The following is a 24308-nucleotide window of genomic DNA, read 5'->3' as shown; positions in this document are numbered from 1 at the left end:
CCAGGTGATCATGGTGAAAAACATCCGCAGCCTTGGCGGGCTGTTTGGTCTGCTTGCTCTGTCCGCGGTGACGCTTGCGGGCTGCACGACGCCGGACCTGGAGCCGATCCCCGGCAGCATCACCTATGGCGGGCAGCCGCGCACGAAGCTGACGAAGGCGCCCGTCGGCAGCATCGTCCCGCACCGCTTCACGAGCGGCAACAGCTTCGTTCAGGAAACCTATGTCATCGAGCCGGACCGTTCGCTGAAACTGATCCGCCGGGACTACTACGATTTGCCGATCGACCGATGAACCGCTGGCGGTCGGGCCTGGTATCCCCTTGGCTGCAGACGGCGGCGCGGACGCATGCTTTCCTCTCCCGCGATCCCACCGGAAAGCGGCAAGCTCCCGGCGCGGTCGGTTGACAGGCCGCCGCGGAGAAACGATAGCTCGCTGCGGATGAAGATCGCCTTTTACGCACCGCTGAAATCCCCAGACCATCCCGTTCCTTCGGGTGATCGCCTGATGGCGCGCATGCTGGTTGCAGCACTCCGTGCGGGAGGGCACGAGGTCGCGGTCGTCTCGGACCTGCGCAGCTTCATGGCGGCCGCGTCGGACGTAGATTTTCGTGAACTGGAGCAAGCGGCGGCAGGCGAGATCATCCGCCTCCGGCAGGGGTGGATGCGCGACGGCGCCCCCGATCTATGGTTCTGCTACCATCCCTACTACAAGGCGCCGGACCTGCTCGGTCCTTCGCTTGCCGCCGAATTCACCATCCCCTACGTGACGGCAGAGGCCTCCTACTCGGCGCGGCGAAACGAGGGCGTGCGCGCGATCGCCCAACGCCACGTGCTCCAGGCCATCGAGCAGGCGGCAGTCAACATCTGCCTGACGCGCCGGGACCGGGATGGCCTGCTGGAGGCCGCGCCCGACTGCCGCCACGCGATGCTTGCCCCCTTCATCGATGCCGCCCCTTTCGTGCCGGGCGGCGGAAGCACGGATGACCTCTGCCGCATGGTCGCTGTCGCCATGATGCGCAGCGGCGACAAGCTGGACAGCTACCGCATGCTGGCGCAATCGCTGACACACATCGCCGATAGCCGCTGGACCCTGACGATCGTCGGCGACGGTCCGTGCCGCGACGAGGTGCAACAGGCCTTCTCGGCCTTGCCGTCCGACCGGCTGGACTGGCTCGGCGAAAGGAGCGCTGCCGATCTGCCGGCTATTCTTGCCGGCAGCGACCTCTACGTTTGGCCGGGCTGCGGCGAGGCCTATGGGCTTGCCTATCTCGAAGCTCAGGCGGCGGGCCTGCCAGTCGTTGCGCAGAATACCGCCGGCGTGCCGGAAGTGGTCAGGGACGGCGAGACAGGGATCCTTACGCCCGACGGCGATGCCACCGCCTTTGCGGCGGCGATGCGCGCGCTGATAGAGGATCCGGTCCTTCGGCGGAGATTGGGTACGGCTGCCGGACGGTTCGTCCACGACGAACGTTCCTTCCCTGCCGCGGCGCGGCGGCTGCGCACGATATTTGACGAGCATCTGGAGGCGACGGCATGAGACGACCCCATTGGCAGCAGCTTGCCGTCGCGCTCGACCGCGTGGCCGCGTCCGGTCGACAGGTTGATTTCTGGCTGCGGGACGACGACGCCGCCGAGCCGACGGCAGCACTCGACCGCCTGTTGTCGCTGGTTGACAAGCACCTGGTTCCGGTGGTCATCGCCGTGCCGCCCGCGCTGACGGGCGAGGCGCTTGCGCGCCGCCTCGATGGACATGCCGGCGTCAGCGTCGCGGTGCACGGCTGGGCGCACCGCAACCATGCTCCGCCCGAGGAAAAGAAACAGGAACTCGGCGCGCACCGGCCACGCTCAACGGTTCTCGATGAACTCACGGAGGGTTGCGCGCGTCTCCAGGCGCTGTTTCCGCGCAGCTTCGTGCCGATGCTGGTGCCGCCGTGGAACCGGATCGACGGCGCGCTTCTGGATGACCTGCCCGGGGTCGGTTTTGCGGCGCTGTCGGTCTTCGGTCCGGAAAAACCCTCGCTCTTCAAGCTCGTCAACACCCATGCCGATGTGATGGATTGGCAGGGAACACGCGGCTGCCGCGAGCACGCGGCGATTGTAGCAGACATCATCGCCAGGCTAAGGCAGATCTGCGGTGACGATGAAAAGAGGCGGGATCAGGCCGGGCGAACCATCGGAGTGCTCACCCATCATCTGGTTCACGACGCCGGCGTTTGGTCCTTCATGGAGGAGCTCTTCACGCTTACGGCCGCGCATCCGGCCTGTCGCTGGCGGACCGGAGCCGATCTCATAGCTTAATGATCCTTTCGCTGGCGGAAGCGTAGTTTGGCCAGCTGCCGCGACAAACAGTAGGGACGCTTGCCGCCATGTCAGGGAGGCGCGGCCGTCGGATGCGACGGCCCATGTTTTGCTGGAACACCACCTCAGCCGCTACCGGGTACGACAGTGTCGTCATCGTTGTCCGGCAGCAACCCTGAGCCGGGGGTCTTGGTCTTGTCGGTCAGTCGATCCTTTGCATGAGGACCTGCGGTTGGAAGATGCTGCCCACCCGACGGATCCTTGCCGGTTTCCTCGATCGCCTGCTGGGCCTTCTTGTCCTTGCTCATGCGGTGCTCCTTCTTTGGAAAGAAGGAATCCACGAGGCGTGAAATAGTTCCGGCCCGAATTTCGGGTAAAGGACATCCCGACGCGATTTCAGATGCTCAATCGAGCTCGACGATCTGTCCGTCGCGGGCGGCAAAGGCGCCGGGGAATGTCGCCTGGACATCGCGTTCCATGGCGGCCAACGCCTCATCGGTGCGCGACGGATCGTGGTGGAACATGGCGAGCTGCTTGACGCCGGCGGCCATCGCCAGTCGTGCGCCATGCATGCCGGTCGAGTGTCCGTAACCCTGAAAATGCTCCATCTCGCTTTCGAGATAGGTGCAGTCGTAGACGAACAGGTCGGCCCCGGCGATCAGTTCGAGCACGCCGGGATCGAGGACGCCCGGCTCGTGCTCGGTATCGTAGACGAGAGCGACGGCGCGGCCGTTCCATTCGATCCGATAGCCGACGCAGCCACCGGGATGGTTGAGGCTCGTCGTGCGGATGGTGACGCCGGCACGCGGGGTCAGCACGTCACCGGGTTTGAAGTCCATGCCGTCGAGGCTCGCTTGACAGATGTCGGGATCGACCGGGAACCATGGTGGGCGCATGAAATCGCGGATCATCTCCCGCGTGGTCATGGTGCCGTGCAGATGGCCAGACCAGAAGCGCACCGAATTGCGACATTTGTAGATGGGTTTGAAATAGGGAAGACCGATAATGTGGTCGTAGTGGCTGTGAGTGAAGAACAGATCGAACTCTTCGACGCCTTCGGCGATCAGCGCATAGCCAGCCTCGCGCAGGCCAGAGCCGGCATCGAACAGCAATACGTCCTTGCCGCATCGAATTTCGATGCAGGATGTATTTCCCCCATAGGCGACGTATTGTTGGCCGGAGACCGGCAAACTTCCTCTTACGCCCCAGAACCGCACTCGAAAGTTGTCGTCACGCATTCAGTTTCGGCTTCACTACGCACGCTTGGACCATTTTGATCCTTGTGTGACTGTTAAACAAGCACAGATGGCCACACCCCTGCAATGCCATGGGTTATTATTTGGAAACTAACCATCGCGTCGCCAAGTCCCCCTCCGGCCAAATCCGCTCCTCGCCTATCTTCTAGGCTGCAGAAACGGACTGAGGTGTCTCCTTGGTAACAGCCAATGAAACTTTTTGTTGCGCTCCCGCGTGAATTATCTGACGAACGTTAAGGGCGAGCGAAGATCGAGGCGCTGATGGCTGAGGCAATGGAAGGCCGATTTTACGATAGCGTGCCGTTGTTCGACGCCTTCGAAGGCGTCGCGGACGAAGCGAATTACCGGCCGTTGCCGGACGGCTGGCTGCTGGCCGTGGCCGATATCGTCAACTCGACCGGTGCGATTGCCGACGGCCGCTACAAGACGGTCAACATGGCCGGCGCCAGCGTCATATCCGCCCTGATGAACGTGCTCGAAGAAAAGACGATGCCCTTCGTATTCGGGGGGGATGGCGCCTTGGCGGCGCTGCCGGCATCAATGGCCGACAGGGCCTGCGACGCGCTGGCCGCGGTGAAGACCTGGGTGGCGGAGGAACTTGACCTTGAGTTGCGGACCGCGCTCGTTCCGGTCAGTGACATCCGCCAGCACGGGCTCGACATGCGCGTCGCCCGCTTCAAGGCCAGCGACGAGGTTTCCTACGCGATGTTTGCAGGCGGCGGCGCAAGCTGGGCCGAGGCGGCGATGAAGGCCGGGCGCTATCACGTCGCGGCGGCGCCTGCCGGCAGCCGGCCGGACCTGACCGGCCTTTCCTGTCGCTGGAACCCGATCGAGTCCCGCCACGGCACGATTGCCTCGATCATCGCGGTGCCGGGCGCGAAGGGCAACGGACCGGAATTCCAGGCGCTGATCGCCGACATCGTCGCGCTTGCCGACGAGGAAGGTCGCGGCGGTCACCCCGTTCCCGAGCTTGGTCCGACCGCGCGGTTCTCCTTCCAGGGGATCGACACCGAGACGCGCGCGGCCGCTCCGCGAGGGCGACGTTTCCTGAAGCGTTGCGTTATCACCGTGCAGACGCTGGCACTTTTCGTCTGCCTTCGGATGGGCTGGAACCTTGGGCCCTTCGATACGAACCGATACCGCCGCGACCTTGCCGACAACACCGACTTCCGTAAATTCGACGACGGCCTAAAAATGACGATCGATATCAGTGCCCCGTGCCTCGAACGGATCGAGGCGCGGCTGCAGCGGGCAGAGGCAGAGGGCGTCGGACACTATGGCCTGCACCGGCAGGATTCGGCGCTGATGACCTGCATCGTGCCGACGCCGATGACCCGCGACCACATACACTTCGTCGACGGCGCCTCTGGAGGCTATGCGGTGGCGGCGAGCAATCTCAAGGCCGCGCTGGCGCGCAACAAGGCTACTCAACCCTTTGCGGGTGGCGCCGGCTAGCTGTTGTGGCCACAGGGATGCGCACGACCGTTGCGCTATGCCTTGATAATGTGGCTGCCCGTCAGGCCGTTTCGATGGAAGACGTTGCGGGTATCGACGACGAGCGGCGCCCACTTGGCGAGGGCTGCGTAGTCCACCTGGTCGTGGTCGGTGGCGATCAGCACGGCGTCGAACGCCGCCACCGTGGGCTCGTCGAGCGTCACTGAACGCCGGCCCTTCAGAGCGGCATATTCGCGCGTCGGCGGGATCTCGGTAACGTAGGGGTCGTGATAGGCGGTGTGGCCGCCGCGCTCCTCGATCAGTTCGATCAGGCGCAACGATGGGCTCTCGCGAATATCGGGAACGTTCTTCTTGTAGGCGAGGCCGATGACGAGAACGGTGGAGCGGCTGAGCGCCTTGCCGGCGTGCCGGTCCAGCGCCTCGGCCAGTCGGCTGACGACGTGGCGCGGCATGGCCGAGTTGATCTCGCCGGCAAGCTCGATGAAACGCGTCGGCAGTTCGTATTCGCGCGACTTCCAGGTGAGGTAAAAAGGGTCGATCGGAATACAGTGGCCGCCGAGGCCGGGGCCGGGATAGAACGGCATATAGCCGAACGGCTTGGTTTTGGCGGCCTCGATCACTTCCCAGACGTCGATGCCCATCGCCTCGTAGACAATCTTCAATTCGTTGACGAGCGCGATGTTGACCGAGCGGAAGATGTTTTCGGTGAGTTTCACGGCTTCCGCCGTGGCGTTGGACGAGACCGGAACGACCGTCTTGACCACGGAAGCGTAGAACGCCTCCATCAGCTTTGCCGCCTCGGGGCCGTCGCCGGCGACGACCTTCGGAATGCTCACGGTCTCATAGACCGGGTTGCCCGGGTCTTCGCGCTCGGGTGAAAAGCCGACGAAAAATTCGGCGCCGGACTTGAACCCGGTTTCCTCGAGGATGCTGCGCACGATGCCATCGGTCGTACCGGGGTAGGTGGTCGATTCCAGGACGATGAGCTGCGCGGGACGCAGGGTTGCGGCGATCGCGCGCGACGTCTTTTCGACAAAGGAAAGGTCCGGGTCGCGATATTTGGTCAGGGGCGTCGGCACGCAGATGATGATGACGTCGCAGCCGGACAGTTCGAGGAAATCCGTCGTGGAACGGAAACGGCCAGCACCGCTCTCCCGGGCAAGGACAGCGTCCGAGACCGCCCCGATGTAGGACTTGCCCGCATCGAGCGCGACGATCTTGCCGGGATCAATGTCGAAACCGATGACGGAATAGCCCGCGCGCGCTGCCGCAATCGCCAATGGCAGGCCGACATAGCCGAGCCCGATGACGCCGGCCTTGGCGCTCCGGGCGGAGATGGACGACAGCAGGCTTTCGAAATGAGGTGAGGTCAAGTTTCGGTTCCGGATCTCGTGGACAGACAGGCGCGGCGCGCGAACATGTCGTGGTTTGTTGGAGAGAAACAAGCCCCAAGTCAAGCGAGGCCCGGCACCAGGGCCGCTGGCAGGCCGTTGAGCCGGCTATCAAATCTTCATGCTGCAACAGGTCGGAAAAATCTTCGTTCGCCTCTGGAAATTGGCGGCGCGCGTGAATATCTGCAACATATAAGTGCCGCATTCCGGGTGCCTGCACGTCATCGACGCCGGAATCGGTTGGAGCATTTTCTTAACGGGCACGGCTCATCATCATCCACCGCGAACATGAACCGGCAAATTGCCGGGGCGTTCGCCGTCTCCGGATGCTGACGCGGGACGGTCTGTCATGCGAGGACGCGAAATGGGCCCGACGAACGACAACGTATCCGAAATCCTCATCGACAAGGTCGCCGACTGGCTGATGCGCACATCGCTGAGCGACGCGCCGCTGGAGAGGATCGTCAAAGGCTTCTGCGAGCGGCTGGCGGCCGCCGGCTTGCCGCTGATGCGCGTCCATCTTTCCTTCTCGATGCTGCACCCGCTTTACGATGCTCTGGGCTTCACCTGGGTGCGCGGCAAGGGCGTGGAGGTCAGCGGCCTTCGGCACGAGGAACTGGCGCTTAATCCCGAGCGGTTCCTGCAGAGCCCCTACTATTACCTGCTCAACAACAATCTCGAGCATGTCCGCCGGCGCATCTACCAGGATACCCCGTCCGAATTTCCGATCTTCGACGATCTGAAGGAGCAGGGTGCGACGGACTATCTCGCCTTCATGCAGTCTCTCGGCGCCGATTCCGGCCACGGCATGGTCGGATCCTGGACGACCGATCGGCACGGCGGCTTCACGGACGATGTCATTGGCGCGCTTTTGAAGCTGCAATACCATCTGGCAGTCGCCGCGAAGATGGCGGTGCTCGGCAAGCTCGCCGACAACATGCTGACCACCTATCTCGGCTCCAGCGCTGGCCGGCGTGTGATGAGCGGCCAGGTTCGCCGCGGCGACGGCGAGACCGTGCGCGCCGTCCTCGTCATGGGCGACATGCGCCGCTCGACGATGCTGGCGGAAAAGGAAGGGCGTCAGTCCTATATCGAGACCCTGAACACCTATTTCGATGCAATCGCAGCCCCCTTCAATCGCAACGGTGGCCATATTCTGAGCTTCGTCGGTGACGGCTTCATCGCCGTCTATCCCTGTGGGCGCCACAAGGAGCCCTCGGAATATGCCGCCCGCGAGGCCTTTGCCGCCGTGCGCGCGGCAACCGCACGCATGGACATGCTGAACGGCGAGCGGCGCAAGCAGGCACGCGATCCGATCGGCTACGGCATCGGTCTGCATGTGGGCAACGTGATGTTCGGCAATGTGGGCCTGCGCGACCGGCTGACGTTCTCGGCCTTCGGCTCGGCCGTCAACGAAGTCCAGAGGTTGCAGAACCTGACCAAGAAATACGCCCACAGCGTCGTCGCGAGCGAAGCCTTCGTCAATTATTGCGGCGGCGACTGGACGGCCCTCGGCCAGGAAAAGCTCCGCGGCGTGCGGCAGAAATTCACGATCCTCTACCCCAACGACGCTGCCTTGCTCGCAAGGGCCGATGAACGATTCGACGACGTGTTGCAGGATGGACTTTCCGAGGCGGAGCATGTCATGCTGCTTCATCGCAATACGCGTCCGCTCCAGCCGCCGCGCGGCCTTATCGACAAGATGCTTCAATAGGGGGAAGAATGTTTCGCACCGTCCTTTTCGTCGCTTCCATCGTCATGGCCGGGAGCGCGATGGCGCAGCCATGGGAAACCAAGCTTTCCGACGACTTCGAGGGGCGGGATTTTGCGCCTGAGGGCGGGCTCTACTATCGCGAGAACTTCGAGCAGACCGCCGGCACGGTGGAGTTTCAGAACGAGGTCAAGCATAACGGTAATGGCGCGCTCAAGCTGAGCGTCGTTCCGACCTGTCCCGATTCGCTCGACGGTTGCAGCGAGCGGGCCGAGATCTGGGAAAAGACGGCGCTGCGCGTGCCATACGACCAGGGCGTCTGGTATGGTTTCGCGGTCAAGTTTGCCGACCCGATCCCGAATGAGGACCATCGTTATCTGATCGCCCAGTGGAAGCGCGAGATCGATCCGGGTGCCGAGGGCGATTTCAGCCCGTTCCTTGCCTTGAGGCTCGAGGCCGGCAAACTTTTCGCCACTGTGGAAACGAACTATATCGCGCCGCTCTGGGCCGGTCCTGAGGGGAAGCCGGCGAGCTGCAAACCGGGCGAGATCCCCGTATGGGGGCGGCCGGGCGTCAACCAGATGCGCATGCTGGTCGCCGCAGACAGCAACTGGGAGCTGATCGACGGCAGTCTCTTCAATGCATGCACCGATGCGATCAAGGTGACGAACCACGGCAATCCGTTGCCCGACCCGAAGTCCGGCTGGATCGATTTCGCGATCTACACGCTGCCGGGAGCCAATGGCACGGGTCGCATCGAACTCTTCGCCAACGACAAGCCAATCATCACGGTGACGGGTCATATCGGTCACGACGACAAGGGGCTCGGCAAGAACCAGTACTTCAAGTTCGGCCCCTACCGGGCGGCCGATAAAACCGACTGGACGCTGTTTTACGACGACTTCCGACGCTCGGCCAATTGCGCCGACGTGTTGAAGGGCGGTGCCTGCCCTTCGTTCTAACCATCTGAAGATGCAGGTGGGTAGAGCCTCGTCTGCAACCGGGTGTGCTGGACAGCCCTTGGAAGCTGCGCTAGTCTTTTTTTAGAGGCGGCGGATAAAAAGCAATGAGGGAAGCGTGCTGCTATGACATCTGGGGCGGACCTGCTTCGAGTTGAAGGTCTGCGGATCACATTCTCGGTGCTCGGCGGCGAAGTTCAAGCCGTCAATAACGCGAATTTCAGAATTTTGCCCGGCAAGGTGACGGCGCTCGTCGGCGAGTCCGGATCGGGGAAATCCGCAATCAGCCAGGCGGTGATGGGCATCTTGCCCAATGTCGCCAAGGTTGGTGGCAAAATTTTGTTCAACGACCCGACGACGGCTGCAAAGCCGATCGACCTGCTCTCGCTGGAGCGGGAAGGGGAGGAGATCCGCAGCCTGCGCGGCACGCGCATCAGCAAGATCTTCCAGGAGCCGATGACATCGCTGTCGCCGCTCCACACGATCGGAAACCAGATTTCCGAAGTGCTGAAGATCCACACCGACGCGGAAAAGGCGGAACGTCGGGCGCGAACGGAAGAGCTGCTCGGCTATGTGGGCTTTGCCAATCCGAAGCGCGCCTACGACATGTATCCGTTCGAGCTTTCCGGCGGCATGCGGCAACGCGCGATGATTGCCATGGCATTGATCTGCCGGCCGGCGCTGTTGATCGCCGACGAGCCGACGACGGCGCTCGACGTGACCGTTCAGGCGCAGATCCTGAAACTCCTGCGCGAGCTTCAGGTCAAACTCAACATGGCCATGCTGCTGATCACCCATGACCTTGGCGTCGTCGCCAACATGGCCGACGAGGTTGTGGTGATCTATCACGGCCAGATCGTCGAAGCGGGTCCGGTCGAGGCGATCTTCCGCAACCCGCAGCATCCCTATCTCAAGGGCCTGATGGCCGCGGTTCCGCATTTCGACATGAAGCCTGGCGAGCGGCTGAAGGCACTGCGCGAAGTGCCGGTCAAGGCCGGAACGCTGCTCGGGACCTCGGCCGCCGACCGGCGCACCGGTCCCGACGTGCTTTTGTCCGTCCGCAATGTCTCGAAGACCTATGGAACGCGCAAATCGTCCTGGTTCGGTGGTGGCGAAGATACGCTGCATCGCGCCGTCGACGATGTCAGTTTCGATATCCGCCGTGGCGAGTGCCTCGGCCTCGTCGGGGAAAGCGGCTGCGGCAAGACCACCGTCAGCAAGATCCTGATGCGGGCCGTCACGCCCGACCAGGGCTCGGTGATCTTCGACAATGGCGAGGGGCCGGTCGATGTGCTGAAAGTGCAGGGCGACGACCTTAAGGCCATGCGGTCCAAGATCCAGATGGTCTTCCAGGATCCGGTCTCCTCGCTCTCGCCGCGCATGACGGTCAAGAACATCCTCAGCGAGCCGCTCGAGATTCACGGGCGCGGAACGGGCAAATCGCGCGAAGAAACGGTGCGTTCGCTGCTGCAGGCCGTCGGCCTCGATCAGCGCTTCATCAATCGGTACCCGCACAGCTTCTCCGGTGGCCAACGCCAGCGCATCGGCATCGCCCGGGCTCTCGCGCTGGTGCCCGAACTGCTGATCTGCGACGAGCCGGTTTCCGCGCTCGACGTCTCCGTCCAGGCGCAGATCCTCAACTTGCTGAAGGACCTGCAGAAGGAGCTGGGGCTGACCTGCCTGTTCATCTCGCACAATCTGGCTGTCGTCGACTATATGGCCGACCGCATCGCCGTGATGTGTGCAGGGCGTATCGTCGAGCTGGCGCCACGCGAGGTGCTGATGCGCAATCCGGTTCATCCTTATACCAAGTCGCTGCTGGCGGCGGTTCCTTATCCGGATCTCGACCGGCCGCTGGATTTCGAACTGCTGAAGGACAGCGAAGGTTCGGACATGCGGCGTTGGGGAGCACAGTTCCGGGACGATGATGCCGGCGACGCGCTGATCCCCGCGGATCTCGGTGGTGACCACATCGTGCTGGCACGCCGATCCGTGGATGCAAGGGAGTTGCGGCCATGATCACCCGCCGAACTGTACTGGCATTGCTTGCGACCGTGGCTCTGCCGACGCGGCTCTTTGCAGCTGCAGGCGAGCCCGCATTCTGGGAAAAGCAGATTGCCGACGGCAAGCTGCCGCCGCTGGCCGAGCGCCTGCCGAAGACGCCGCGTGTCATCAACGTCGCGGCCATGGGGCGCCAGCCCGGCAAGTACGGCGGCGAGGTGCGGATGCTGATCGGCAGCGCCAAGGACATCCGCCTGATGACCATCTACGGCTATGCCCGTCTGGTCGGCTTCGACGAAGCGCTGAAGATCGAAGCGGACGTTCTCGAAAGCTTCGAAACGGTCGAGGACCGCATCTTCACCTTCCACATCCGTGAAGGCCACAAGTGGTCCGACGGCACGCCGCTGACGTCGGAGGATTTCCGCTATTGCTGGGACGACGTTCTCAACAACGAGAAGCTGAGTCCGGCCGGGCTGCCGACGGCGCTGGTCATGGATGGCGAGGCCGCCAAGTTCGAGATCATCGACGAACGCACGGTGCGCTATTCCTGGTCGACACCCAATCCTGACTTCCTGCAGAAGCTCGCCGCCCCCCAGCCGATGGTGGTGGTGATGCCGTCGGCCTACCTGAAACAGTTCCATGAGAAGTATCAGGAAGAAGACAAGCTCAAGGCGCTGATGAAGGAGGAGCGGGTGAAGAAATGGAGCCAGCTGCACATGCGCATGGCCCGTTCCTACCGCCCGGAAAACCCGGACCTGCCGACGCTGGACCCCTGGCGCAACACGACGCCGCTTCCGGCCGAACAATTCGTCTTCGAGCGCAATCCCTACTATCATCGCGTCGACGAGAACGGCCTGCAGCTACCTTATATCGACAAGTTCGTGCTTAGCGTCAGCTCCTCGGCGCTGATCCCGGCGAAGACCGGCACCGGCGAGAGCGACTTGCAGGCGACCAGTATCGACTTCGTCGACTACACCTTCCTCAAGGATTCCGAGAAGCGCTATCCGGTGAAAGTGCTTCTGTGGAAGAAGACGCAGGGCTCGCGCCTGGCGCTGCTTCCCAATCTCAACTGCTCGGATGAGGTCTGGCGGGCGCTGCTGCAGGATGTGCGCGTTCGCCGCGCGCTGTCGCTTGCGATCGACCGTACCGAAATCAACAAGGCGGTGTTCTACGGCCTGACGAAGGAAAGCGCCGATACGATTCTGCCGGACAGCCCGCTCTTCCGGCCCGAGTTTGCCAGCGCCTGGGTCGCCCACGATCCGGAACAGGCCAATGCGCTGCTCGACGAGGCAGGCCTTACGAACAAGGGCAGCGACGGCATCCGCATTCTCTCCGACGGCCGCGCAGCGCAGATCGTCGTGGAAACGGCCGGGGAAAGCACACTCGAGACGGACGTGCTGCAGCTCATCACCGACTACTGGCAGAAGGTCGGGATATCGCTCTTCATCCGGACCTCGCAACGCGACACGTTCCGCAGCCGCGCCGTCGGTGGCGAGATCATCATGTCGATGTGGTTCGGCATAGACAACGGCGTGCCGACGGCCAGCATGAACCCCGGCCAGCTTGCGCCGACCGCGGACGACCAGCTGCAATGGCCGGTCTGGGGGCTGAATTATCTTTCCCACGGTGAAATGGGCCAGGCCCCGGACCTTCCGGCAGCCGTCGAATTGACGGAACTGCTGCAGCGCTGGCGGCATTCGGCCGAGGATGCCGAGCGGACGGAGATTTGGAGCCGGATGCTCTCGATCTACACCGACCAGGTGTTCTCGATCGGCATCGTCAACGCCTCGCTCCAGCCGATCCTCGTGGCAAAGAAGCTGAGGAACGTGCCCGACACTGCGCTCTACGGTTTCGACCCCACGTGCTATTTCGGTGTCTACAAACCCGACACCTTCTGGATCGAACAGGAAGGCTGACATGCTGCGATATATTCTCTGGCGTATCGCGGCGATGGTTCCGACCCTCCTCATCATTTCCGCTCTTGTCTTCACCATCATCGAGCTGCCGCCGGGTGATTACTTCGAAAGCTATGTTGCCGAGATCAAGGCGCAGGGCGAAGGCGTCGACATGGAGCAGATCGAGGCGCTCCGGAAGGAGTACGGCTTCGATCAGCCGCCGGTGCTGCGCTACGTCTACTGGCTCGGAGGCATGCTGCAGGGCGATTTCGGCTATTCCTTCGAATACGAGCTTCCCGTGAGCGCCGTCGTCGGCGACCGCCTGTGGCTGACGATCCTCGTTTCCTTCGTCACCATCATCTTCACCTGGCTGATCGCTTTCCCGATCGGCATCTACTCGGCGACCCATCAGTACAGCTGGGGCGACTATGGCCTGTCGCTGATGGGCCTGATCGGCATCGCCATCCCCAACTTCATGCTGGCGCTGATCCTGATGTACTTCGCCAACATCTGGTTCGGGATTTCCATCGGCCACCTGATGGACCAGAAATATCTCGCTGAACCCATGAGTTGGGAAAAGGCGAAATCGATCCTCGAACACATCTGGATTCCGGTCATCATCGTTGGCGCGGCGGGAACCGCCGGCATGATCCGGCGCCTACGCGCCAACCTGCTCGACGAGTTGCAGAAGCAATATGTGGTGACGGCACGCGCCAAGGGGCTTTCGCCGATGCGCACGCTGGTGAAATATCCGCTGCGCATGGCGCTGAACTTCTTCATCTCGGATATCGGTTCGATCCTGCCGGCGATCATCTCCGGCGCGGAAATCACCGCGATCGTGCTTTCGCTCGAGACCACCGGCCCGATGTTGATCAAGGCGTTGCAGAGCCAGGACATGTATCTTGCCGGGTCGTTCCTGATGTTCCTGGCCTTCCTGACGGTGATCGGCGTGTTGATCTCCGACATCGCGCTCGCCATTCTTGATCCTCGAATTCGGCTGCAAGGCAGGAGCACCAAGTGACGTCATTTCTTCCGGCGCCCGGCGAGCCCATGCCGCACTACGTATCGACGGCTCCGTTCGATCCCTATTCCGTCGAGGCGATGACGGACGAGCAGGTGCGCGTCAACCAGGCTTCGCAGCTGCGGCTGATGTGGTGGAAATTCCGCCGTCACAAGCTCGCGCTTGCGTCCGGCGTCTTTCTCGTCGCGCTCTACCTGATGATCGTCGTCTGCGAGTTTCTGGCGCCCTATAACCTGCACACCCGCAACATGGACTATATCTATGCACCGCCGCAGGCGGTGCATCTCTTCCATGAGGGCAAGTTCGTCGGTCCCTTCGTCTACGGCCGCACGATGACGCTGGACATGGATACGCTGAAGCGCAACTACGCCGACGATACTAAGGATGTGCAGCCGCTTCGCTTCTTCTGCCGCGGCGACGGCTATCGCTTCTGGGGGCTGTTCGAAAGCAACGTGCATTTCGTCTGCCCGGCAACGGGCGGCGAGGCCTTCTTCCTCGGAACGGACCGCCTCGGGCGCGACGTGCTGTCGCGCATCATCTATGGCGCGCGGATTTCGCTGACGATCGGCCTTCTCGGCATTACCGTCAGCTTCGTGCTCGGTATCGTCATCGGCGGCCTTGCCGGCTACCACGGCGGCGTCTTCGACCTCATCGTCCAGCGTGTCATCGAGGTGCTGCAATCGATCCCGAGCATCCCGCTCTGGCTGTCGCTGGCGGCGATCATGCCGGCGACCTGGAGCCCGATCTTCATCTATCTGGCGATCACGATCATCCTCGGCCTGCTCGATTGGACCGGGCTTGCGCGCGCTGTCCGCTCGAAGCTGCTGGCCTTGCGCGAAGAAGACTATGTGCTTGCGGCCCAGCTCATGGGTGCAAGGAGCAGCCGCATCATCGGCCGGCACCTCGTGCCCGGTTTCATGTCGCATCTGATCGCCACCGCGACCATCTCTATTCCCGGCATGATCCTCGGGGAAACGGCGCTCAGCTTCCTTGGCCTCGGTCTCAGGCCGCCGATCACCAGCTGGGGCATTCTGCTGACGGAGGCGAAAAGCGTCAGCGTCATTGCCTTCTATCCCTGGCTCCTATTTCCCACAATTCCGGTCATTCTTGTGATTTTGGCGTTCAACTTCTTGGGAGATGGGTTGCGTGACGCGGCGGATCCCTACAAATGAAGCCCGGTTTGACGCAGCCATACGGCCCGCGTGAAACGGTTCATCGTACCCTGAGTGAAAGGTTTCTTGCATGATGCGGCGTTTTGAAGATGCCCGGATCCTCATGTATAGCCATGACACGTTCGGGCTCGGACACCTCAGGCGCTGCCGCACGATCGCGCATTCGCTGGTGGAAGACTATCGCGGCTTGAACATCCTGATCATTTCCGGGGCGACGATTGCCGGCGCGTTCGACTATCGCGCGCGCGTGGATTTCGTGAAGATCCCGAGCGTGATCAAGCTGCATAATGGCGACTACACCTCGCTCGACCGCCATATCGAACTCGATGAAACGCTGAAGATGCGCCAGGCGATCATTCGCCATACGGCAGAGACCTTCAAGCCGGACATCTTCATCGTCGACAAGGAGCCGATGGGCCTGCGCGGCGAGGTCGAGGAAACGCTGACCTATCTGAAAGCGCACGGCACGACGCTCGTCCTCGGCCTGCGTGAGGTCATGGATGCGCCGCACCTGCTCGAGGCAGAGTGGAAGCGGCGCGATACCATGCGCAAGATCGAGCAGTACTACGACACGATCTGGGTCTACGGCCCGCCTGATTTCTACGACCCCCTGACCGAACTCGACGTGCCGCCCGCGGTGCGCGAGCGCATGAACTTCGTCGGGTTTCTGCAGCGCAGCGTCCCGCGCGAGGAATTGCCGGGTCATAAGCCTCAGGGCGACTACATCCTCGTCACCACCGGCGGCGGCGGAGATGGGGCGGACCTGATCCACGACGTCATCCATGCCTATCAGCAGGATCCGGAGCTCACGCACAAGGCGCTGATCGTGCTAGGGCCCTACATGCCGGTCAAAAAGCGGGAAAAGCTGATCCGCAAGGGCAGCAAGATCCCCTATATCAAGATCATCGAGTTCGACAATCGCATGGAAGAGCTCATTGCCGGCGCCAAGGGCGTCGTCGCCATGGGCGGCTACAACACTTATTGCGAAATCCTCTCCTTCGACAAGCCGGCGCTGATCGTGCCGCGCATCCAGCCGCGCGAGGAGCAACTGATCCGCGCGCGCCGGGCTGCCGAGCTGGGGCTGATCGAGATGCTCCTGCCGGACGAGGCGGAGGATCCGTTACGGCTGGCGGCGGCGCTGAGGGCGCTGCCCTATCGTGAGCCACCGTCGAAAAGTAGCGCCAACGGCCTGCGGCTGGAAGGCCTCGTGCACATCTCCGAGATCGTCGGCAGATGGCTCGACCGGCCGTCGAGCGACCACCTGAACATCGTGAAGAAATCGAGCTGAAGCATTGCCGACAGACCGCAAGATTGCAGTCGTGCTGAAGGGCTACCCGCGTCTTTCGGAAACATTCATCGCCCAGGAACTGCTTGGCCTCGAGCGCGCCGGGATGGAACTCGTCCTGATCTCGCTTCGGCGTCCGACGGACGGCAAGCGCCACCCGGTGCATGACGAAATCCGCGCCGACGTCCACTACCTGCCGGAATATCTGCATGAGGAGCCGTTAAGGGTTCTGTGCGGGCTCGTGCGCTGTCTGCCGAAACCCGGATTCTGGCGCGTCCTGGGTCTGTTCCTCAAGGCCCTGCCGCGCGATTTCAGCCGCAACCGCTTTCGCCGGCTCGGCCAGGCGCTGGTGCTCGCCTCCGAATGGCCTGGACAGCCGCGCTGGCTGCACGCGCACTTCATCCATACCCCTGCTTCGGTGACGGCCTATGCCAGCGTGATCGCTGGCACGCCCTGGACCTGTTCGGCGCATGCAAAGGACATCTGGACCTCGCCCGACTGGGAACTGTCCGAAAAGCTCGGCCTTGCGCGCTGGACCGTGACCTGCACACGCATGGGATACGAGCATCTCCGCAGCCTTGCCAGCGACAAATCGAAGGTTCATCTGAGCTATCATGGCCTCGACCTCGACCGCTTCCCGCATTTCGACGGCACGCATTCCAATCGCACCGGTTCCGATCCGGCCGATCCCGTCCGCATCGTCAGCGTCGGCCGTGCCGTTGGAAAAAAGGGCTACGACGTGTTGCTGAAGGCGCTGGCCAAGCTGCCAGCAGAGCTTCATTGGCGGTTCGAGCATATCGGCGCCGGCGAACTGACCGGCCAATTGAAGACGCTCGCCACGGAGCTCGGCGTCTCCGACCGTATTGTCTGGAAGGGCGCGCTCGACCAGACCGATGTGCTTGCGCACTATCGGGCAAGCGACATCTTTGCGCTCGCCTGCCGGATCACCGCGGACGGCGATCGGGACGGGTTGCCGAACGTGCTTGTCGAAGCATCGAGCCAGCGGCTGGCCTGCGTCTCGACGGCGATATCCGGCGTTCCGGAACTCCTCGAGGACGGCGAAAACGGCCGTGTCGTTCCGTCGGAGGATCCGCAGGCACTTGCGGCCGCGCTTGAGGAACTGATCCGCAATCCGGCACTTCGCCACAGGTTCGGCGATGCGGCCGAGCGGAAGGTTCGCGGCCAGTTCGACCACCACACCAGCATCGAACAACTCGCCGGCCTGTTCGCCAGCGAATGGAGAGCCGCCTGATGTCCGCACGTCGCGTCTTCTTCTACGTACAGCACCTGCTCGGCATCGGTCACCTGGCGCGGGCAAGCCGGATCGCGAGCGCCTTGGCGGCCAAAGGCTATGACGTGACCGTCGTGACGGGCGGCAGCCCGGTGCCGGGGTTCCCCGCAAACGATGTGAAACACGTGGCCCTGCCGCCGGTGCTGGCTGGCGACAAGGGGTTTAGCGGACTTGCCGATGGCGAGGGAAACCCGGTCAGCGAGGCTTTCAAGCAAGAGCGCCGCGACCTGCTGATCGAGGCATTTCTTGCCTGCAAGCCTGACATCGTCATCTTCGAAGCCTTCCCCTTTGGCCGCCGCCAGATGCGTTTCGAGTTGATGCCGCTGCTGGAGGTGATCGAGAAGCAGGAGCCGCGGCCCCTCGTTGCCGCATCGCTGCGCGATATCCTGCAGGAGCGGACGAAGCCCGGGCGCGCCGAAGAAACCCTCGACGTTGTCAGGGCGCATTTCGACCTCGTGCTCGTGCATGGCGATCCTGCCTTTGCGCGGCTAGAGGAGACCTATCCGTATACGGCGGAGATCGAAGAGAAGATCGTCTATACCGGTCTTGTCGCCGGCCATGCCCCTGAACCTCCGGCTGAAAGGTTCGACGTGCTTGTTTCGGCTGGCGGCGGCGCGGTCGGCAAGGAGCTGATCGGCGCGGCACTACAGGCGGCCGGGCTGCTTGCGGGCGACCTGAAATGGTGCCTGATCACCGGGCCGAACCTGCCGCAGGACGACTATGATGGCTTTGCCGCCGCAGCGCCCGCAAACGTGCATCTGTTCCGCTTCCGCAAGGATTTTGCGAGCCTTCTGTCGGGTGCGCGGCTCTCGGTTTCCCAGGCCGGCTACAACACCGTCTGCGATATCTTCCGTGCCGGCTGTGCGTCGCTGCTCATTCCCTTCGTCGCCGGCGGCGAGACCGAGCAGTCGACGCGCGCCGAAAGGCTCGAAAAGCTCGGCCTTGCCGGCGTTCTGCCAGAAGCGGACGTGACACCGGAGAGGCTGGCCCGCGACGTCGAGACGATGCTGGCGCGGCCAAGGCCGGAGATCCCACCACTCGACCTGAACGGCGCCGCTAGAACGGCGGAGATACTTGGGCTTCAGACGGTCCGCTAGCCGTAGTCGGTGGTGCCCATCGGTCTCCGCTGAAGGCCGCCCTTGAGCGGAACCACCGAAATAGAAAAGTCGCTCGGCAAACCAATGGTCGGGCGACCATTCGACTATCTGCCAGTATGTACGGAGCCTGGATATTTTCCTCGCGTTCTGCGTGTCCCGGCTGGCTGTCTCCGGAATGGTATGTTAGTGAAATCAATAATACTGATTCTGAATATACGCAGTGCATTTCCACCGAACGATAACCTGGGTTCCTGTGTGCACTAAACTCAAGGTCTTGCCAGGACTGGGTCATACTCTTGGCGAAGAGTTTCCCGTACGGCTTTCCTGCCTTGTCTACCTCTCCAACATCCGCCGGCCTCTCGCGCACGGCATCGCCTGTGCGCTGCAGCGGCGCCGGCTGGCGAGCGTAGAGGCAGCGGGGCACCCGCGATGAACGGCGGCCGCAGAGCAATGCAAGGGGATTTCGGCGCGTCGAGCGCGTAAGGCAGGAGGGGCAGTTGAGAAATCTGATCGCGCTGTTGATCTCAGTGACCTTGGCATTGGGGGCCGGGGAGGTAATGCTGCGCATGTTCACGCCGTTTCCGATCGGAACGCAGTCGCACCGAAGCATCGACGAAAAGTATGGCTATCGTCTCGATCCTACCCTTTCCGGCGTTGACGAGGACGGCTTCCGCGACCCGGCAGGCGCACGGCAGGGCTTTCAAGTCGCCGCAATCGGCGACTCGATGACCTATGGCAACAACGTCGAAAGCGGTCAGACCTGGCCGGCCGTCTTCCAGGCCATCACCGGCGAACACACCTACAATTTTGGTGTCGGAAGTTACGGCATCTACACCTACCACGCGATCGTCCACGACGCGCTGGCAAATGGAGCCAAAGGCGCGATCGTCGCCATTTTCCCAGGCAACGACTTCGCGATCGTTTTTTCGGCATGCGATATCATGAACGCGCGTTCCGACTTCTGGCTTGCAGAGCAGGCACGGCTTCACCTGCAGGCTCTCTTCAGTCCGACCGGAAGCCATACGCAATGCACCAAGGCGCGATCGGCGAGCATCAAGACGAAGCTGTTCGAGAACGTCGCGCTTCTGAGCGCTTATCAATATGCGATAAAGGACCGTGTGACGAGCTTGTATGCGCGCTTCCTTGGCACGGGCAGCGATGAAGCGTCCGAATATTACCGGTTCCTGGACGGGATCCCACCGGTGTCGAGGCGCTATGTGGATGATGCCGGTCGCATGAGCGATTTGGCCTCGTCCGAGACAGCGGCGATGTTTGCGGACTTTGAACGTTTTGCGGCCGACTGGGCCGCGCAGGGACGGGGACGGGTAGGACTGTTGCTGATTCCGTCCAAGGAGCGTGTGGTTTTCGAACACCTTCGGCGCGGTGGCCAGCTGGCGGTTGCCGATCCCGCCTTCATCCGCAGTGTCGAGCGTCAGATCGCACTCGAGGACAAAATTCGGGAGGTCGCCGGCCGGCTTGATCTGCCGTATCGTAGTGCGGTGGATGCAACGACTGACGCCTTGCGGGATGCGATCCTGGCCGGGCAGCGCTTTTATCCTGATAACGACGGACATCCGTTTGAGGCAGGCTACAAGGCGTTCGCAGGAACCGCGTCGTCGCTCTGGAACGAGATGAAAACAAGGGTCGCCGAGACGCATGACTGAACGTCGGGGGGCGGCGGTACCCGTGGAGGCCGAAGACAGACAACGGTGCCGGAGCGCACGGGTGCTGTCCCGGCAAACAAGTGCGATCTCGATCGGTTCAGACCGTGCCGATCAGCATGAAGCGGGTGTATTTTTTGGTCGGCAGCGCGCCGGCGAACTCGACGGTCGTCAGTGCCGCCTGCTTGGCGAATTCCTCGACCGAGGCCACGCAGTTGATATGCGTCGGCTCGCTGAAATAGTCGTTGGACTGGAGCAGCACCCGCGTACCGGCCGGAATGCGATCGAGCCATGCCTTGAGGTCTGCGATATGCTCGCAGCTCGTATTGATCACCACGTCTGCCGCGAGCGCCGCGTAGTCGATCGCATACATGTCCGCCGTCACGGCGTGAAACTTGTCCGGAAAGGCCGCGTTCAGCGTCCGCGCCACTGCTTCGACGTCCGGATCGATGTCGAAGCTGTCGACTGCGGCCACATCGAAGCGCTGGTCTTCTAGCAGCATGGCGCCGAGAATGCCGTACCAGCCGCCGAGGATGGCGATCTTGCCGTAGGAGGGGCCGGCCACCTCAAAGAGCGTATCGCGCGCCCAGACCTTGCAGGCAACCTGCTTGTGGTTGAAGGCATTGGCGATGTGGGCGTCGGGATGTTTGGCGATCACCCGGCCGATCCCTTCGATCAGCGGACTGCGCGTATAGGCGGCGATGCCACGCGCGAGATCGAAGGCATGCTCGTACCAATCGCTGGTTTGGCAGGGGGGATGGCTGGTTTGTTTCATGCGGTCGTTGTAAGCTGCGCATCGAGCGAGTGCAATAACGGCGTGTGCTTTCGGGAGCGTCGACCTCTGCCGGTTGACTTCAAGGCCGCCTGTTGGAAACCGCGTCCATTGCAGATTTCCCTCGCACCTGCATAATCGATCAACCGGATTCGGCGCCGGGCGGAATATGCAGGCGTCCCTTCAGGAGCGTGCCTTAGGGTACCCGTCCGGAGGTGTCGCCGAAGAGTGATGCGTGCTGGGGACATATGGCAACCCGGCCCGCCAGCAGCAGTCGTGTTCAATAAGGTCCTATCGCCAGTAACATGGAACCACGCCTTTCCCGCTATATCTGGACCCACACGCGCAAGGACCAGCTTTGGATCCTGGTTGTCGTCGCGCTGTCGATGATCCCTTACTTCCTGTCGTTCGATCTGCCGAAGCAGATCGTCAACGGGCCGATCCAGGGCGATGGCTTCGACAGCCCGGAGGCCACCCAGGCCTTCCTGCCGATATCCTTCGACCTGCCGTATTTGGGCACGTTCAACGTCTTTGACGGCTTCCAGCTCGGCCGCGAAGGTATGCTGCTCGCCCTCAGCTTGGTGTTCCTGGCGCTGGTGGTGGTCAACGGCCTCTTCAAATTCTACATCAACACGTTCAAGGGCCGGCTCGGCGAGCGGCTCTTGCGCCGCATCCGTTTCGAACTCGTCGACCGGGTCCTGCGTTTTCCGCCCAGCCATTTCAAGCGGGTGAAGCCCGCCGAAATCGCGACGATGATCAAGGACGAGGTCGAGCCGCTCGGTGGTTTCACCGGTGATGCCTTCGTCTCGCCCGCCTTGCTCGGCGGCCAGGCCTTGACGGCGCTCGTGTTCATCCTGCTGCAGAGCTTCTGGCTCGGGCTGATCGCAACGCTGATCGTCGCGGTTCAGGCGGTCATCATTCCGCGCATGCGCAAGCGGCTGCTCGTGCTTGGGCGCGAGCGGCAGTTGACGGCGCGCGAGCTTTCCGGCCGCGTCAGCGAAATCGTCGACGGCATCGGCGCGATCCGTGGCCACGATACGTCGAACTACGAGCGCGCCGACATCGCGGCGCGGCTCGGCCGAATCTTCAAGATCCGCTACGACCTCTACCAGTGGAAATTCCTCGTCAAGTTCATCAACAACTTCCTCGCGCAGGTCACGCCTTTCCTGTTTTACGCGATCGGCGGCTATTTCGCCCTGCAGGGCCGCCTCGACATCGGCCAGCTCGTTGCCGTCATCGGCGCCTACAAGGACCTGCCGGGTCCGCTGAAGGAACTGATCGACTGGGACCAGGCCCGTCAGGACGTCCAGGTGAAATATGCGCAGGTGGTCGAGCAGTTCAGCGTCGACACGCTGCTCGATCCCAAGGTCCAGGCGGTGGCAACCACCGCTGCCGTGCCGCTCGCAGGCCCGCTTGCCGCCGTCAATCTGACGGTGATCGACGATGGCGGCTCGACGCTGCTTGACCACGTCTCGCTGCAGGTCCAGCCCGGCGAGAAGGTGGCGCTGATGGGGGGTGGCGAAGTGCTCGCCGAGGCCTTCGGCCGGCTCGTCTGGCCGGCAAGCGGCAAGGTGCTCGTCGGGGGCCAGGACATCTTGGAGCTGCCGGAATCGGTGACCGGCCGACGGATTGCCTACGCCTCGTCCGACGTCTACGTCTTCCAGGGCAGCCTCGGTGACAACATCCTTTACGGGCTGAAGCATGCGCCGCTCACGGACGAGATCTATGAGGGCGAGCGTGCGACGCACCGCAAGTGGGAGGTGACCGAAGCCCGGCTGGCCGGAAACCCGTATCTCGACGTCAACAGCGACTGGATCGACTATGGATCCGCCGGGGCGAACGGGCCGGACGATCTGCTCGTGCAGATCCGGCCGGTTCTCGACGCGGTGCTTTTGACCAACGACGTCATGGCGCTGGCCGTGCGCTCGACCATCGATCCCCACGAGCATGCGGAGTTCGCCGCAGGCATCGTCGAGATGCGCAGCGCGCTCCGGCAGCGTCTCGAAAAGGAAAAGCTCAGCGACCTCGTCGTGTTCTTCGAGCCCGGGACCTACAATGTCGAGGCGACGATCGGCGAAAACATGCTCTTCGGCACCATCACCGATCAGGTGATGTGGGCAGATGCGCTGGAGAACCATCCGTTCTTCAAGACGATCCTGCAGCGGGTCGGCCTGCGCGACACCTTTTATGAGATGGGCATCGAGATCGCCGAGAACGTCGTCGAACTGTTCCGCGACCTGCCGCCGGATCACCCGTTCTTCCAGCAGTTGACCTTCATGACCGCCGAGGAAATCCCGGTCTATGAGGCCATCCTCCAGAAGGTACGCACGAAGGGCAAGGGCGAGGTCTCCGAGGACGACCAGATCAAGGTGATCAGGCTGTGCTTCGATTACATCGAGCCGCGGCACCGTTTCGGTCTTTTGACCGATGAGGTCATGGCGAAGATCGTCGCCGCCCGGCGCGAGTTCGACGAAGGCCTGCCGGCGGATCTCGCCGGGATGATCGAGCACTACCGCCCGAACCGATTCATCGCGTCCGGCAGCATTATCGACAACGTGCTCTTTGGACGTATCGGTCACAAACACGCCGACGGCTCGGAGAAAATCCGCGCGATCGTTCGTGATCTCTTCGAGGCGGGCGGTCTCTACAACGAAGTGCTTGCTTTCGGCTTCGACTTCAATGTCGGCGCCGGCGGCAAGCGGCTGACGGCCGCGCAGCGGCAGAAGCTCGACCTTGCGCGCGCGCTGATCCGCAATTGCGATTACTACATCTTCAATCAACCGCTCCTGGCGCTCGACCAGCGCGTCCAGGAACAGGTCGTCCGCAACGTCTTTGCGATGCTCGATCAGGGCGGGCGCGATCCGGCGGTCATCTGGGTTCTCGCCAATCCGGCGCTGGCGGACCTCTTCGATCGCGTCGCCCGGTTCGAAAACGGGCGCCTACTGCACGACGCCAATGTGGATGAACGACCTGACTACAAGGAAATGGCATCTTGATGTAATATTAATGTCAGGGCACGAGCATATGGTCCCGCCGCGATGCG

General features: G+C 62.5%; 19 protein-coding genes. 15 read left to right on the top strand and 4 right to left on the bottom strand.

Annotation, left to right across the window (positions count from 1 at the left end; all coding sequences use genetic code 11):
* Positions 1-10 precede the first annotated feature (10 nt).
* From BLU15_RS14265 to BLU15_RS14255, 3 genes are all read left to right on the top strand, one after another.
* Positions 11-292 (top strand): hypothetical protein, encoded by a 282-nt coding sequence (locus tag BLU15_RS14265; protein ID WP_034799172.1) that lies wholly within the window; start codon positions 11-13, stop codon positions 290-292.
* Between the two features lie 147 nt (positions 293-439).
* Positions 440-1537 (top strand): glycosyltransferase family 4 protein, encoded by a 1098-nt coding sequence (locus BLU15_RS14260; RefSeq protein ID WP_060586098.1) that lies wholly within the window; start codon positions 440-442, stop codon positions 1535-1537.
* A complete protein-coding gene (locus BLU15_RS14255) occupies positions 1534-2298 on the top strand; it encodes a polysaccharide deacetylase family protein (RefSeq protein WP_060601577.1) in 765 nt (254 codons plus the stop codon). The genes BLU15_RS14260 and BLU15_RS14255 overlap by 4 nt, the downstream gene beginning before the upstream one ends.
* Positions 2299-2423: 125 nt before the next feature.
* Here BLU15_RS14255 and BLU15_RS14250 read toward each other — a convergent pair whose 3' ends face one another.
* Together BLU15_RS14250 and BLU15_RS14245 are read right to left on the bottom strand one after the other, a co-directional pair.
* On the bottom strand, positions 2424-2606 hold the full coding sequence (locus BLU15_RS14250) for a hypothetical protein (protein WP_034799175.1): 183 nt from the start codon (positions 2604-2606) through the stop codon (positions 2424-2426).
* 96 nt (positions 2607-2702) lie between these two features.
* A complete protein-coding gene (locus BLU15_RS14245) occupies positions 2703-3536 on the bottom strand; it encodes an MBL fold metallo-hydrolase (protein WP_043613689.1) in 834 nt (277 codons plus the stop codon).
* A gap of 279 nt (positions 3537-3815) precedes the next feature.
* Between BLU15_RS14245 and BLU15_RS14240 the strand changes: the two genes are divergently transcribed.
* Positions 3816-5009: a DUF3095 domain-containing protein gene (locus BLU15_RS14240; RefSeq protein ID WP_090296016.1), complete on the top strand. Its 1194-nt coding sequence runs from the start codon at positions 3816-3818 to the stop codon at positions 5007-5009.
* 35 nt (positions 5010-5044) lie between these two features.
* On the opposite strand, the gene BLU15_RS14235 is transcribed toward BLU15_RS14240, so the two are convergent.
* Positions 5045-6382: a nucleotide sugar dehydrogenase gene (locus BLU15_RS14235; protein WP_060530245.1), complete on the bottom strand. Its 1338-nt coding sequence runs from the start codon at positions 6380-6382 to the stop codon at positions 5045-5047.
* A 382-nt stretch (positions 6383-6764) separates the two neighbouring features.
* Between BLU15_RS14235 and BLU15_RS14230 the strand changes: the two genes are divergently transcribed.
* The 10 genes from BLU15_RS14230 (at position 6765) to BLU15_RS14185 (ending at position 20496) form a co-directional block, all read left to right on the top strand.
* Positions 6765-8114, top strand: a complete 1350-nt coding sequence (locus BLU15_RS14230) for an adenylate/guanylate cyclase domain-containing protein (protein ID WP_090296014.1) — start codon at positions 6765-6767, stop codon at positions 8112-8114.
* Between the two features lie 8 nt (positions 8115-8122).
* Entirely contained in the window at positions 8123-9073 is a 951-nt protein-coding gene (locus BLU15_RS14225) for a polysaccharide lyase (RefSeq protein WP_060521781.1), read from the top strand.
* 123 nt (positions 9074-9196) lie between these two features.
* Complete coding sequence (locus BLU15_RS14220) at positions 9197-11089, top strand: ABC transporter ATP-binding protein (RefSeq protein ID WP_060521780.1); 1893 nt, start codon at positions 9197-9199, stop codon at positions 11087-11089.
* Positions 11086-12987 (top strand): ABC transporter substrate-binding protein, encoded by a 1902-nt coding sequence (locus BLU15_RS14215; protein ID WP_060521779.1) that lies wholly within the window; start codon positions 11086-11088, stop codon positions 12985-12987. Before BLU15_RS14220 ends, BLU15_RS14215 begins: the two co-directional genes overlap by 4 nt.
* A 1-nt stretch (position 12988) precedes the next feature.
* Complete coding sequence (locus tag BLU15_RS14210) at positions 12989-13987, top strand: ABC transporter permease (protein WP_043613700.1); 999 nt, start codon at positions 12989-12991, stop codon at positions 13985-13987.
* Positions 13984-15159, top strand: coding sequence for an ABC transporter permease (locus BLU15_RS14205; protein ID WP_060539369.1), 1176 nt, complete (start codon positions 13984-13986; stop codon positions 15157-15159). The genes BLU15_RS14210 and BLU15_RS14205 overlap by 4 nt, the downstream gene beginning before the upstream one ends.
* Positions 15160-15229: 70 nt before the next feature.
* On the top strand, positions 15230-16447 hold the full coding sequence (locus BLU15_RS14200) for a glycosyltransferase family protein (protein WP_060521778.1): 1218 nt from the start codon (positions 15230-15232) through the stop codon (positions 16445-16447).
* A gap of 4 nt (positions 16448-16451) precedes the next feature.
* On the top strand, positions 16452-17696 hold the full coding sequence (locus BLU15_RS14195) for a glycosyltransferase family 4 protein (protein ID WP_176960292.1): 1245 nt from the start codon (positions 16452-16454) through the stop codon (positions 17694-17696).
* Positions 17696-18832 carry a glycosyltransferase family protein gene (locus BLU15_RS14190; RefSeq protein WP_176960291.1) on the top strand — a complete coding sequence of 379 codons (1137 nt, stop codon included), beginning with the start codon at positions 17696-17698 and terminating at the stop codon, positions 18830-18832. Before BLU15_RS14195 ends, BLU15_RS14190 begins: the two co-directional genes overlap by 1 nt.
* A 497-nt stretch (positions 18833-19329) precedes the next feature.
* Positions 19330-20496, top strand: a complete 1167-nt coding sequence (locus tag BLU15_RS14185) for an SGNH/GDSL hydrolase family protein (RefSeq protein WP_090296008.1) — start codon at positions 19330-19332, stop codon at positions 20494-20496.
* Between the two features lie 97 nt (positions 20497-20593).
* Here the strand turns inward: BLU15_RS14185 and BLU15_RS14180 are convergent, their stop codons facing one another.
* Complete coding sequence (locus BLU15_RS14180; RefSeq protein ID WP_060521771.1) at positions 20594-21268, bottom strand: methyltransferase domain-containing protein; 675 nt, start codon at positions 21266-21268, stop codon at positions 20594-20596.
* A 302-nt stretch (positions 21269-21570) separates the two neighbouring features.
* Between BLU15_RS14180 and BLU15_RS14175 the strand changes: the two genes are divergently transcribed.
* Positions 21571-24261, top strand: coding sequence for an ABC transporter transmembrane domain-containing protein (locus BLU15_RS14175; protein ID WP_034799202.1), 2691 nt, complete (start codon positions 21571-21573; stop codon positions 24259-24261).
* Positions 24262-24308: the final 47 nt, after the last annotated feature.

The sequence above is a fragment of the Ensifer sp. YR511 genome (assembly GCF_900103045.1).
GTDB lineage: Bacteria > Pseudomonadota > Alphaproteobacteria > Rhizobiales > Rhizobiaceae > Ensifer > Ensifer adhaerens.
This window is presented reverse-complemented; position numbering and strand designations above follow the sequence as displayed.

What these genes read in the sequence shown, in the direction of transcription:
- BLU15_RS14265 (WP_034799172.1), top strand. Translation starts at nt 11, where the DNA reads ATGGTGAAAAACATCCGCAGCCTTGGCGGGCTGTTTGGTCTGCTTGCT.
- BLU15_RS14260 (WP_060586098.1), top strand. Translation starts at nt 440, where the DNA reads ATGAAGATCGCCTTTTACGCACCGCTGAAATCCCCAGACCATCCCGTT.
- BLU15_RS14255 (WP_060601577.1), top strand. Translation starts at nt 1,534, where the DNA reads ATGAGACGACCCCATTGGCAGCAGCTTGCCGTCGCGCTCGACCGCGTG.
- BLU15_RS14250 (WP_034799175.1), bottom strand. Translation starts at nt 2,606, where the DNA reads ATGAGCAAGGACAAGAAGGCCCAGCAGGCGATCGAGGAAACCGGCAAG.
- BLU15_RS14245 (WP_043613689.1), bottom strand. Translation starts at nt 3,536, where the DNA reads ATGCGTGACGACAACTTTCGAGTGCGGTTCTGGGGCGTAAGAGGAAGT.
- BLU15_RS14240 (WP_090296016.1), top strand. Translation starts at nt 3,816, where the DNA reads ATGGCTGAGGCAATGGAAGGCCGATTTTACGATAGCGTGCCGTTGTTC.
- BLU15_RS14230 (WP_090296014.1), top strand. Translation starts at nt 6,765, where the DNA reads ATGGGCCCGACGAACGACAACGTATCCGAAATCCTCATCGACAAGGTC.
- BLU15_RS14225 (WP_060521781.1), top strand. Translation starts at nt 8,123, where the DNA reads ATGTTTCGCACCGTCCTTTTCGTCGCTTCCATCGTCATGGCCGGGAGC.
- BLU15_RS14220 (WP_060521780.1), top strand. Translation starts at nt 9,197, where the DNA reads ATGACATCTGGGGCGGACCTGCTTCGAGTTGAAGGTCTGCGGATCACA.
- BLU15_RS14215 (WP_060521779.1), top strand. Translation starts at nt 11,086, where the DNA reads ATGATCACCCGCCGAACTGTACTGGCATTGCTTGCGACCGTGGCTCTG.
- BLU15_RS14210 (WP_043613700.1), top strand. Translation starts at nt 12,989, where the DNA reads ATGCTGCGATATATTCTCTGGCGTATCGCGGCGATGGTTCCGACCCTC.
- BLU15_RS14200 (WP_060521778.1), top strand. Translation starts at nt 15,230, where the DNA reads ATGATGCGGCGTTTTGAAGATGCCCGGATCCTCATGTATAGCCATGAC.
- BLU15_RS14190 (WP_176960291.1), top strand. Translation starts at nt 17,696, where the DNA reads ATGTCCGCACGTCGCGTCTTCTTCTACGTACAGCACCTGCTCGGCATC.
- BLU15_RS14180 (WP_060521771.1), bottom strand. Translation starts at nt 21,268, where the DNA reads ATGAAACAAACCAGCCATCCCCCCTGCCAAACCAGCGATTGGTACGAG.
- BLU15_RS14175 (WP_034799202.1), top strand. Translation starts at nt 21,571, where the DNA reads ATGGAACCACGCCTTTCCCGCTATATCTGGACCCACACGCGCAAGGAC.